Origin of the sequence: Flavobacterium aquicola (genome assembly GCF_003385115.1) — a bacterium.
GTDB lineage: Bacteria > Bacteroidota > Bacteroidia > Flavobacteriales > Flavobacteriaceae > Flavobacterium > Flavobacterium aquicola.
In genome coordinates this window covers 524,477-536,380 of sequence record NZ_QUNI01000002.1, presented here as the reverse complement: position 1 = coordinate 536,380, position 11,904 = coordinate 524,477, and the positions used below count along the sequence as shown (strand labels likewise).

Annotated in this window: 9 protein-coding genes; 7 read left to right on the top strand and 2 right to left on the bottom strand. The window is 35.5% G+C overall.

The window, feature by feature from the left end; translation table 11 throughout:
* Window positions 1-130: 130 nt before the first annotated feature.
* The 6 genes from C8P67_RS04815 (at window position 131) to C8P67_RS04790 (ending at window position 9,224) form a co-directional block, all read left to right on the top strand.
* Window positions 131-2,329 (top strand): B12-binding domain-containing radical SAM protein, encoded by a 2,199-nt coding sequence (locus C8P67_RS04815; RefSeq protein WP_115810924.1) that lies wholly within the window; start codon window positions 131-133, stop codon window positions 2,327-2,329.
* A 226-nt stretch (window positions 2,330-2,555) separates the two neighbouring features.
* A complete protein-coding gene (locus tag C8P67_RS04810) occupies window positions 2,556-4,136 on the top strand; it encodes a L,D-transpeptidase family protein (protein ID WP_115810922.1) in 1,581 nt (526 codons plus the stop codon).
* A 321-nt stretch (window positions 4,137-4,457) separates the two neighbouring features.
* Window positions 4,458-5,246 carry a THC0290_0291 family protein gene (locus tag C8P67_RS04805; RefSeq protein WP_115810920.1) on the top strand — a complete coding sequence of 263 codons (789 nt, stop codon included), beginning with the start codon at window positions 4,458-4,460 and terminating at the stop codon, window positions 5,244-5,246.
* 295 nt (window positions 5,247-5,541) lie between these two features.
* The gene (locus C8P67_RS04800) at window positions 5,542-6,027 is read left to right on the top strand and encodes an acetyl-CoA carboxylase biotin carboxyl carrier protein subunit (protein WP_115810919.1); all 486 of its coding nucleotides are present in this window, start codon (window positions 5,542-5,544) and stop codon (window positions 6,025-6,027) included.
* A 4-nt stretch (window positions 6,028-6,031) separates the two neighbouring features.
* On the top strand, window positions 6,032-7,471 hold the full coding sequence (accC, locus tag C8P67_RS04795) for an acetyl-CoA carboxylase biotin carboxylase subunit (RefSeq protein ID WP_115810918.1): 1,440 nt from the start codon (window positions 6,032-6,034) through the stop codon (window positions 7,469-7,471).
* A 211-nt stretch (window positions 7,472-7,682) separates the two neighbouring features.
* Window positions 7,683-9,224, top strand: coding sequence for an acyl-CoA carboxylase subunit beta (locus tag C8P67_RS04790; protein WP_115810916.1), 1,542 nt, complete (start codon window positions 7,683-7,685; stop codon window positions 9,222-9,224).
* Between the two features lie 118 nt (window positions 9,225-9,342).
* Here the strand turns inward: C8P67_RS04790 and C8P67_RS04785 are convergent, their stop codons facing one another.
* On the bottom strand, window positions 9,343-10,029 hold the full coding sequence (locus C8P67_RS04785; RefSeq protein ID WP_115810915.1) for a response regulator transcription factor: 687 nt from the start codon (window positions 10,027-10,029) through the stop codon (window positions 9,343-9,345).
* Window positions 10,029-11,288, bottom strand: a complete 1,260-nt coding sequence (locus C8P67_RS04780) for a sensor histidine kinase (RefSeq protein ID WP_115810913.1) — start codon at window positions 11,286-11,288, stop codon at window positions 10,029-10,031. Before C8P67_RS04780 ends, C8P67_RS04785 begins: the two co-directional genes overlap by 1 nt.
* Window positions 11,289-11,436: 148 nt before the next feature.
* Between C8P67_RS04780 and C8P67_RS04775 the strand changes: the two genes are divergently transcribed.
* A complete protein-coding gene (locus C8P67_RS04775; RefSeq protein ID WP_449403984.1) occupies window positions 11,437-11,859 on the top strand; it encodes a DUF1573 domain-containing protein in 423 nt (140 codons plus the stop codon).
* The last annotated feature ends 45 nt before the right edge of the window (window positions 11,860-11,904 follow it).

Here is an 11,904-nt window from a genome sequence, read left to right as displayed (position 1 = left end):
CTACAAATGTAATTAAATATCTACAAACAATGCTGTAAATTACAGTTCCAAATTCTATTGTAGCTCTAAAAAATCTTTTACTGAAAAGTCACTAAATATCCCGTATTTTTGCAAAAAAACAATCTCACTTTTGAAACCAAAACTTTTCCTCATCACGCCGCCGTTTACCCAGCTGAATACTCCGTATCCTGCAACAGCTTATATTAAAGGGTTTCTGAATACGAAAAATATTGAGTCGGTTCAGGCAGATTTAGGAATAGAAGTGATTTTGAAATTATTCTCAAAAGAAGGATTGACAAACTTGTTTCAATCCAACAGTCAGCAGCCAATAACCGACAACTGTAAACGTATTTTTGCGTTGCAGGACGAATACATTAAAACCATCGATTCGGTTATAGCTTTTTTGCAGGGAAAAAATCCAACATTGGCACTCCAAATCTGTCAGGAAGATTTCCTGCCCGAAGCGTCTAGATTTGCACAGCTGGAAGAATTGGATTGGGCTTTTGGAACAATGGGAACTCAGGACAAAGCCAAACACTTGGCTACTTTATATCTCGAAGATATCTCCGATTTTATAGTGGAATGTGTCGATGAAAACTTTGGCTTCAGCCGATATGCGGAAAGACTGGGACGAAGCGCAAATTCTTTTGATGAATTGTATGAAGCTTTGCAAAAGGAGCCAACTTACATAGATAGTATTCTTCTTTCGATTTTAAAAGAGAGGATAGAAACTATTCAGCCGACATTATTCTTGATTTCGGTTCCGTTTCCGGGGAATTTATACGCCGCTTTTCGCTCGGCACAATGGGTGAAAAAGCATCATCCGGACATAAAGGTTTCGATGGGTGGCGGTTTCCCAAATACTGAATTACGTTCATTATCGGACGCAAGAGTTTTTGAATTTTTCGACTACATTACTTTGGATGACGGTGAAACGCCTATTGAAGAATTAATTGCCAATATTGAAAGTCCAAATCATAATTCATATAAAAGAACTTTTCTTTTAGAAGAAGGAAAAGTAGTTTATAAAAATAATTCCACGCAGCATGATTATAAACAATCGCAAGTGGGAACGCCCGATTATTCGGATCTGCTTTTAGATAAATACATTTCGGTTATCGAAATTGTGAATCCAATGCATCGATTGTGGAGTGATGGACGCTGGAATAAACTCACGATGGCACACGGCTGTTATTGGGGAAAATGTACTTTTTGCGATATTTCATTAGATTATATAAAGGTTTACGAACCTGTTGCTGCGAGTTTGCTGTGCGACCGAATGGAGGAAATGATTGCCCAAACTGGTGAAACTGGTTTTCATTATGTTGATGAAGCTGCTCCGCCAGCTTTGATGCGTGCTTTGGCTTTCGAAATTCTTCGCAGAAAACTGGCAGTAACGTGGTGGACAAACATTCGATTCGAAAAAAGTTTTACCCAAGATCTATGTTTACTGTTAAAAGCTTCGGGCTGTATAGCCGTTTCTGGTGGACTCGAAGTAGCTTCAGACCGATTACTGAAACTCATAGACAAAGGCGTAACCGTAGAGCAAGTGGCCAAAGTCACCCGCAATTTTACAGAAGCAGGAGTAATGGTTCACGCATATTTGATGTATGGTTATCCAACCCAGACGGTTCAGGAAACAGTTGATAGTCTCGAAATGGTACGTCAGTTGTTTGATGCTGGTGTACTGCAATCTGGATTTTGGCATCAATTTGCGATGACGGCTCACAGTCCGGTAGGAATGTTTCCGGAGCAATATGGAGCTATTCCCACTTCTCCTTCTTTGGAGGGGTTAGGGAATATTTTTGCCAATAATGATATTAATTTTATTGATTCAACTGGCATCGACCACGATAAATTTAGCTTCGGACTCAAGAAATCCTTGTTCAATTTTATGCACGGAATCTGTTTTGAGTATGAGCTTCAGGAGTGGTTTGATTTTAAAATTCCGAAGACTAAAATACATCCCGATTTTATTTCTGACGCTTTGCATGAAGAAACTGATTTCAATATAAAAGCCACTGCAAAAATAGTTTGGCTGGGCGGAAAACCTTCAATAGAATATTTTACCAAATCCAAAAAAGGAAATTCATGGGAAATGATGACTTTGACTTTCCACGATAAAAAGGAAAGCTTTGTCATTCAAACAAACAGATTAGAAGGGGAATGGCTGGCTGGAATGATACAAAAACTTTCAGTTTCAAACACGAAAACCTATTTGTTTCAGGAAGTAAAAGCCGATTTTGAAACTCAATTAGAAAACTTTGAACTCTTTTGGTATTCGAAACCAGTAAACACTTTGAGAGAATTTGGACTGTTGGTGTTGTAGTGCTTCTCAGTTTTTTTTTTGTTTCCAAAAATAAAAATCACATTTGTTAATGTTGACTGCTTGTTAAGGAGTTTGTGTTTTTCTCTCAATTACTTTAATTATAAACAGGAAAAATACTGGTAAACTAACTGATAACCCGTATTTTAAAATATTTGATTAGGATTTAATATTTAAAGGTTGTTTGTTCACTTAAAACTTCACTATTTTTATTGAAAATAATCTGAATATGAAATCTTTTTCCAAATTCTTGATATTATCGTTTGTTATAATTACGATTTCATGTAATAAGACAAATAAAGACACAATAATTTTAAAAAAGCCTTTACAAAAAGAAACTGCAGAACTCAAAATTGCAATTGACAGTAATACAATTTCTAAATTTTATCAAACTTATCCAAAGCTTGCTCTTTATCAAGCAGAAGTTTTTAAACTGTATAAGAAACAGGGGACAAAACAATTGTGGCTGGATAATAAAGGAGTCGTCGAGTTTGGAAATACTTTATTTAATAAATATAGAGGTTTGCCAGATGAAGGACTGAAAGCCAGTTTTCCGTATAATGAAAAAATTAATCAGGTTTTCGAACGTACTTTAGAAAATAAACTTTCACAAATTGACACCGATTTGATGATTACCAATTTATACTTTTATTATGCTGAAAAGGTATTTCACGGATTTGATGAAAAAACCACACAATCATTAGAATGGCTTCTACCTCGAAAAAAGCTGAATTATCAAGTGTTTTCAGATTCTATTTTTCACAATTCTGCGATTAGTGATAGTAAGAAAAATAAAATGTTCAGCCAATATTACAAACTGCGCGAAGTACTTAAGCAATATAGAGAAATAGAAAAAAATGGCGGATGGAAAGCAATTGAAGTTAGCAATGATTTTAAAAACTTCAAGTTAGGGGATTCGGCTGTTGGAATAGCTCAAATTAGGGAAAGGCTTTATATCACAGGAGATCTTAAAGAAAATAGTAAAAGTGCTGTCTGCGATACGGTTTTAATTTCGGCCGTTAAAAACTACGAACTGCATCATGGAAAAACACCGAAAAATATAATCTTGCCAGAACATATTAAAGAAATGAATGTTAACGTTTCTGATAGAATTAAAACGATTATCGTAAATATGGAACGCTGCCGATGGATTGATCCCGAATTGGAAAAAGGCAAAGAATTTATCGAAGTTAATATACCTGAGTTTAAATTATATGTGATTCGGGATGGAGAAATCAGTTTTATTTCGCCGGTTGTAGTGGGAAAAGCCATGACAAAAACCGTTATTTTTAGTGGTATGATGCAGTATATTGTTTTTAGTCCTTATTGGGTGATTCCTCAAAGTATCATCAATCAGGAGATAAAACCAGGAATGGCAAAGGATAAAGATTATTTAGCTAAAAAACAGTTAGAATGGAACAATGGGCAAGTTCGCCAGCTGCCAGGAAAAAATAATTCATTAGGATTGGTGAAGTTTTTATTCCCAAACTCTAATAATATTTATTTTCATGATACGCCAGCTAAAAGTTTGTTTGAAAGAGAAAACAGAGCATTTAGTCATGGCTGCGTTCGCGTAGCAAAACCAAAAGAATTAGCTGTCGAACTGCTAAAAAACGATCCTTCTTGGACACCTGAGCGTATTGATAAGGCAATGCATGCCGGGAAAGAAAAGTGGTATACGCTGAAAAAGAAGGTTCCTGTTTACATTGGTTATTTTACCGCTTGGGTAGATAGAAATGGAAATGTGAATTTTTATGATGATGTTTATCAAAGAGACGAAAGTTTGATCAAATTATTAACCGAAAAATAATTGTAGTATTTTGTAATAAGAAAATTATATTGCTGCGATTTTAGCTATATTCTACTTTCAGAATGTAATAGAAAGTTTTATTTTTTTAAATCAATAACGAAAAATTAGCCATGTTGTTAGTAATCAGTATATTGTAATATTATACATCTTTCTATTTTAAAAAATTGCATTTAACCTATAAAAACACCCATTAAACGACTTTAATTTTTATTAAGTTATTAAGTTGTTCTATTTGCGCATTGAAATTCATTTGTTTACGAATAATAAATGAATTTTCAGCTTATAGAGTAAAGTTGAATCGATAATAAAATTAGTCACTGAATGTCCAAAAATTACATTTGTTTTTTTATTACTTTTTTTAGTTTTCTTAATTTTTCTGCAGCACAAACATCATTGGCACATGAAGTTGGTGTTTTTTTTGGACCTAGTGTTATGAAATCTGACTATGGTCAAAGAAATGATGCTTCCTCTAGTTATGGCAACACTGGTTTTGGTGTTGGTTTGGTGCATTATATCAATTTTTCATCCAAATCAATGAGCAGTGCTTATTTCAATGAACATTTTAAAGTGCGCTCCGAATTATCTTTTAATCAAACCAAATTGAATCATTTTGGTGAATGGGCGGAAAATGGAAATAGTTTAGGAAAACAGCAACTAAGAGCAATGGAAGGTAAATCTTCAATTTTAAATCTAGGAGCACAAATAGAATATTTTCCATTTAATAGAATTCACGATTTTGAACATAGTGTAGGTGCCTTTTCTCCCTATATAAGTTTTGGGATTCAGTATAATTTTTACAATACAAAATCCACTTCAGCAATGGGGGAATTGGGAACTCTAGAAGCTACTTTTCCTAAATATTTAATTCCTTCAGATGGGCATTCGTATGGTTTTTCAACAGAAAGCAATAGTACATGGTCTATCGTTTCTGGTGTAGGAGCCCGCTATAAACTCAATAATATGTCTGACTTACTGGTTGAAGGACGCCTTCAATATTTTGCTTCAGATTGGGTAGATGGTTTAAATCCCAATAAAGAAATATTTACTGAAAATAAATACAGCGACTGGCAGGTTGGAATTAATTTTGGATATATTTTTTATCTTGAATAGCGAAATATAATATCATTTTTCGGATGATTTTATAAGCGAAACTCAATTAAAAGGTCTTCAATTAGTTGAAGACGAATTAATTAACACTAATCTTATCAATAAACCAATTTTTAAAAAATTACAGATCCTGTTTTAGCAGGATTTTTTTTTGGTATTTAATCAATATTTTGTCTTCTAAACTTATAATGCAGACATGCCTTAAAAACATCACTTTAAAGGATTTTCCCTAAATCTTTGTTTTTTATTCACGAAAACGTTTTCTTTTGTTATTTTTACTAAACTAAAATAAAAATGAATGAGTTCGAATTACAAAGTAACCGTTAATGATGCTTTCCATTTTGATTTTGAAAAAGAAAGCTTTTCCTCATTGGATGCAGTTCCTACTGGAGTAAATGAATTTCATATTCTGCATCAAAACTTACCTTATAAAGCTGAAATAATTTCATCGGATTTTAATCATAAACGCTATACTGTTAAGGTAAATAACACTAATTATATTGTTGCAATTTCAAATCCGTTGGATATTTTGATTAAGGAAATGGGATTTGAGGTTGGGTCAGCAAAACAGGTAAACGCAATCAAAGCGCCCATGCCGGGACTGATTTTGGAAATCAGTGTTACTATTGGTCAAACCGTAAAAGAGAATGACAATTTAATTATTCTGAGTGCGATGAAAATGGAGAACAGTTTTCTTTCGCCCCGTGACGGTGTGATTAAATCCATTTCTGTAAAGACTGGAGAAGCGGTGGAAAAAGGACAGTTATTAATTGAATTTGAGTAAAATTATGCAAAAGATATTAGTCGCCAATAGAGGAGAAATTGCCATCAGGGTGATGAAAACCGCAAAAAAAATGGGTATTAAAACGGTAGCTGTTTATTCGACTGCCGACCGGAATGCACCGCATGTGAAATTTGCTGATGAAGCCGTTTGGATTGGTGAAGCGCCTTCAAGCCAATCTTATTTGCTGGGACACAAAATTATAGAAGCAGCCAAATCCCTGAATGCTGATGCGATTCATCCCGGATATGGTTTTTTAAGTGAAAATGCTGATTTTGCTGAAGAAGCAGAAAAAAACAACTTAATTTTTATTGGTCCAAAATCACATGCTATAAAAATCATGGGAAGCAAACTGGCAGCCAAAGATGCTGTTAAAGAATACAATATTCCAATGGTTCCTGGCATAGATGAAGCGATAACAGATATCGAAAAAGCAAAGCAGGCTGCCAAAGCAATTGGTTTTCCTATCCTGATTAAAGCTTCGGCTGGCGGTGGCGGAAAAGGAATGCGTGTCGTGGAAACCGAAGCCGATTTTGAGTTCCAAATGAATCGTGCCATAAGCGAAGCAGTAGCTGCGTTTGGCGACGGTTCTGTTTTTATAGAAAAATATGTGGCATCTCCAAGACATATTGAAATTCAGGTGATGGCAGATAGTCACGGAAACATTTTGTATTTATTTGAAAGAGAATGCAGTATTCAGCGCCGTCACCAGAAAGTAGTTGAAGAAGCACCGTCATCAGTTTTGACTCCGGAACTGCGCAAAAGAATGGGAGAAGCAGCAGTTTTGGTAGCTAAATCTTGTGATTATTTAGGAGCAGGAACCGTAGAATTTTTATTAGATGAAAACAATAATTTTTATTTCCTCGAAATGAATACCCGTTTGCAGGTGGAGCATCCGGTTACGGAATTGATTACCGGAACTGATTTGGTCGAACTGCAGATCAGAGTAGCAAGAGGAGAAGCACTGACCATAAAACAAGAAGATTTGCAACTAAAAGGACACGCGCTTGAACTACGAGTATATGCCGAAGATCCGCTGAATGATTTCCTGCCTAGTGTAGGGTGTTTGGATGTTTATCAATTGCCTGTTGGCGAAGGAATTAGGGTGGATAACGGTTTTGAACAGGGCATGGACATTCCAATTTATTACGACCCGATGCTGGCCAAACTAATCACTTTTGGACAAACGCGGGAAGAAGCAATTCAGCTGATGATTAAAGCTATCGAAAATTATAAAGTAGAAGGCGTGCAGACGACTTTGCCTTTTGGGAAATTTGTTTTTGAACACGAAGCTTTTCGTTCGGGCAAATTCGATACGCATTTTGTCAAGAAATATTACAACGCCGACGTACTGAAAATCCAAATGGCTAAGGAAGCAGAAATTGCTGCTTTAATAGCCTTGAAACAGTATTTTGAAGATCAAAAAATAGTGCGTCTGCCTAGTTGAAAAAAAATAATTTGAACCATTAAGATATTAAGAAAATTAAGTTTTTTAATGCTTTAATAGTTTTAAAAAAGAAGATGAAATAATTTTCGAACCATTAAGACATGAAGTTTCATAAAGAAAAGTAAAACTTAATTTTCTTAATATCTTAATGGTAAAAAAACAATTTGGCTTTAGCCAAAAAGGATTAATAAAAACTTAGCCGTTAAAAAATATGCAGGACAAAATAAAAACACTCAACGATAAAATTGCCGAAGCTCATTTGGGCGGAGGAATAAAACGTATTGCAAAACAGCATTCGAGCAAAAAACTGACCGCAAGGGAACGTATCAATTATTTGATGGATGAAGGTTCTTTTGAAGAAATCGGAATGCTGGTAACCCACCGCACCACCGATTTTGGAATGGAAAATGAAATGTATTACGGCGATGGAGTTATAACAGGATACGGTACTATTAATGGACGGTTGGTGTATGTTTTTGCACAGGATTTTACGGTTTTTGGAGGATCATTATCCGAAACTCATGCGGAGAAAATCTGCAAAATCATGGATATGGCCGTAAAAGTTGGTGCTCCCATGATTGGACTGAATGATTCGGGTGGTGCACGTATTCAGGAAGGCGTTCGTTCGCTGGGCGGATATGCTGATATTTTCTTTAGAAATGTACAAGCCAGTGGTGTGATTCCGCAAATATCTGCAATTATGGGACCCTGCGCAGGAGGAGCTGTTTATTCTCCCGCAATTACCGATTTTACGATTATGGTCGAAGAAACCAGTTATATGTTTGTCACCGGTCCGAATGTAGTGAAAACCGTGACCAACGAATCCGTGACTTCAGAAGAACTGGGCGGTGCAAGTACACATTCGACCAAGTCGGGAGTGGCACACCGCACAGCTGTGAACGGGGTGGTTTGTCTGGAAGACATCAAAAGACTACTGAGTTATCTGCCTCAAAATAACAATGAAAAACCCCGTAGTCTTCCGTATGAACTTAAAGATGAAATACGTGAACAATTGGCCGGTATTATTCCGGACAACCCGAATAAGCCTTATGATATGCATGCTGTTATAAGCGGGATTATAGACGAAGATTCTTTTTTTGAAATTCATAAAAATTATGCCGAGAACATCATTGTAGGCTTTGCCCGATTGGGAGGCCGAAGCATTGGAATTGTTGCCAATCAACCGATGTTTTTGGCAGGCTGTCTGGATGTGAACAGTTCAAAAAAAGCGGCACGGTTTACCCGTTTCTGCGATGCGTTTAATATTCCGTTATTAGTATTGGTTGATGTGCCAGGCTTTTTGCCGGGAACCGATCAGGAATGGAACGGAATTATTGTTCACGGAGCAAAACTGCTTTATGCCTTAAGCGAGGCAACTGTGCCTAGAGTTACCGTGATTACCCGAAAAGCCTACGGAGGTGCTTATGATGTAATGAACTCCAAGCACATTGGGGCAGACATGAATTTTGCCTGGCCTACAGCAGAGATAGCGGTAATGGGAGCCAAAGGAGCTTCGGAAATTATCTTTAAGAAAGAAATCCATGATGCGGAAGACCACGAAGCCAAACTCCTAGAAAAAGAAGCTGAATATGCCGAACTTTTTGCCAATCCATACACTGCCGCACAGCGCGGTTTTGTGGATGAAATTATTCTCCCGCAGGACACAAGACGCAAACTGATAAAAGCTTTTGCTATGCTTGAAAATAAAGTTGGCGTAACTCCTGATAGGAAGCATGGGAATATTCCTTTGTAGTTTTTTTATAAAAAATGAAAAGTAGAAATATTTTTTAGAATAGTATAATAGAAATTCCTCTTTTGTCGGAAGGACAATATTGAGAGATAGTATTGAAGACTAGTACTTTTTTATCAAGTTACTCAACAAAAAACCGAAACCCAATCCCATGTAAGTTCTCAATTGCAATTCCTTTTTCATTAGCCAAAATTTTGCGCAGGCGGGAAATAAAAACATCGAGACTGCGTCCCATGAAATAATCATCGTCACCCCAAAGTGAAGTTAGAATTTGTTCCCGCTTTAAAACCACATTTTTATTGTCGAGGAATAATTTTAAGAGATCTGCTTCGCGCTGGGTTAGGGAGATTTTTTCTGTTTCATTGAAAAGGGTGAAATTTTTGGTATCGAATTGGTATTTCCCAATTTCATAAACGGATTTTTCCATTGCAGTATTCTTTCGGGAACGTCTCAGGAATATTTCAATTTTCAGCAGTAATTCTTCTATGCTGAAAGGCTTTACGAGATAATCATCGGCTCCCAAACGGAGACCTTTTATGCGGTCTTCTTTTAAAGTTTTTGCCGAAAGGAAAATAATAGGAACATCTGTATCAAGTTTTCTGATTTCAGCAGCCAATTCAAATCCGTCCATTTTTGGCATCATTATATCCAAGATACAAATGTCAAAAGCACCATTTTTAAAAGTTTCCAAACCAGATTTTCCATCTTCGCAATGCCTGACTTCATAATAGTTTTGTTCCAGATTATCTTTGGTCAGGAATGCTAGTGTTGCATCGTCTTCGGTGTATAGTATTCGGGCTTGATTCATTATTTTTGAGGGATTAATAGTGAAAAGGTACAGCCTTTTTCTGGATTGCATTTTACATAAATTTTCCAATTGTGTAAATCACAAACTTTTTTAGAATAGTACAAACCTAATCCAAAACCAGTTACTTCATTACTTTTTTGGCTTGGAATTCTGTAGAATTTATCAAAGACAAAGGCAGTGTTTTTGGACGAAATTCCAATGCCGTTATCAATAAAATCAAATTGTAAATACTTTCCAGCTTTTGCAATAGCAATATTGATTTCGGGTTTGTTATCGCTGTATTTTATGGCGTTATCCAGCAGATTGTAAACTAAATTTGTAAAATGAAATTCATCAGCTTCGATGCTGGCAGATTCTAAATCGGTTACAATTTTTATTTCAGATTCGGGATGTTTCAGTTGTATGTTTTCAATTACTGATTCTAAAATAGGCAGCCCATACAGATTTTTTTTGTTTAAAACTAAAGGAGTATTATCAGATTTTGCAATGTTTAGAATCTTCTCAATATGCTGGTTCAGTTTATTGCTTTGATCGATAATAATGTGAGTGTATTTTTCCAGTTTTTCATCCTTCCTGATTGAATCCTGTTTGTAGAGATAATTTGATGCAATCAGTATGGAAGACAATGGAGTTTTGAATTCGTGCGTCATATTATTGATAAAATCACGCTGCAGATCGGAGTATTTTTTTTGCTGTAAAAGCGTAAAAATTGAATACACGTAGACCAATAAAATAATGATTAATGCAATTGAAAGAACAAACCAGAAACGCAGTGAACTAAATAAATATCCTGTTTCATTAGGAAATCGAATGGCAAAATAATAAACAAAATTTCTGTGTTTTGGGAAATGTACGGAATGTTTGGTCTGTTTTTTTTCGGATAGCGAAATGTAGTTTCCATAAACCATTTCGTCACTTTGACAGTTGTACATGGCATATTCAAAATCCGTGGTGATATTCATTTTTCTGAACTCGGATATAAGATAAAATTCTAAAATTTCGGGTTCAAAATCGTTATCGACATTTACAATATAATAATCGTTGGAAATTTTTTGCACAGGATTTTTACCAGGAAGTTCCAGATTAGTGCCACGATATAATTTTTTAGCAACTTCCAGCAAGGCAATATGTGCTCTTTGACTGAATTTTTTATCCTCACTATTAAAGGCTTCCCTTGTCCATAGCAATTGCGCTATCAGGATTCCTATAATTGCAATTAAACCAATTAGGATGCTGCCATTGAGTTTAGTCAGTTTCATGATGTAATATTAATCAAAATTCGGCTGTCTTTTTTGCATTAACAAGTCGTTAACAAACATTTGAAACCGCTTAACAAGGCTGTCTGTTTTTCTAATTTATTTTTGAATTATTAAAAATAGTAACCAATAAAATTATAAAAATATGAAAATGATTAAAATTTCAACGCTGGCATTAACTTTAGGCTTAATGTCTTTTTCGGCTATCGCTCCTGTAAAAGCAGTAGTTTCAAAAACAACCGCAGCTTCTTCAATTGTATGGAAAAGTGAGACTATTGATGTAGGTACAATTCCGCAGAATACACCAAAACCAATTGTTTTTGAATTTAAAAACACTGGAAAAACAGCTATTATAATTACAAATGTTCAAGGTTCTTGCGGATGCACGGCAACAGATTATACTAAAACACCAATTGCTCCTGGGAAATCAGGAACAGTTACGGCTACTTATAATGCTGTTAATCCAGGGACATTTACTAAAACGGTTTCAGTAACAACAAATGTTGAGACGGCTGTTAAAACTTTAACGATTAAAGGAACTGTTGTTGCTGCAGCATCTGGCGTGAAAAGTTAATTATTAAATCATCACAGTATACATGAACCACCCAAGAAGGTGGTT

Excerpts from the sequence above, each read along its gene's own strand:
- C8P67_RS04790 (WP_115810916.1), top strand. The coding sequence starts at position 7,683 with ATGCAGGACAAAATAAAAACACTCAACGATAAAATTGCCGAAGCTCAT.
- C8P67_RS04785 (WP_115810915.1), bottom strand. The coding sequence starts at position 10,029 with ATGAATCAAGCCCGAATACTATACACCGAAGACGATGCAACACTAGCA.
- C8P67_RS04805 (WP_115810920.1), top strand. The coding sequence starts at position 4,458 with ATGTCCAAAAATTACATTTGTTTTTTTATTACTTTTTTTAGTTTTCTT.
- C8P67_RS04810 (WP_115810922.1), top strand. The coding sequence starts at position 2,556 with ATGAAATCTTTTTCCAAATTCTTGATATTATCGTTTGTTATAATTACG.
- C8P67_RS04800 (WP_115810919.1), top strand. The coding sequence starts at position 5,542 with ATGAGTTCGAATTACAAAGTAACCGTTAATGATGCTTTCCATTTTGAT.
- C8P67_RS04780 (WP_115810913.1), bottom strand. The coding sequence starts at position 11,288 with ATGAAACTGACTAAACTCAATGGCAGCATCCTAATTGGTTTAATTGCA.
- C8P67_RS04775 (WP_449403984.1), top strand. The coding sequence starts at position 11,437 with ATGATTAAAATTTCAACGCTGGCATTAACTTTAGGCTTAATGTCTTTT.
- accC (WP_115810918.1), top strand. The coding sequence starts at position 6,032 with ATGCAAAAGATATTAGTCGCCAATAGAGGAGAAATTGCCATCAGGGTG.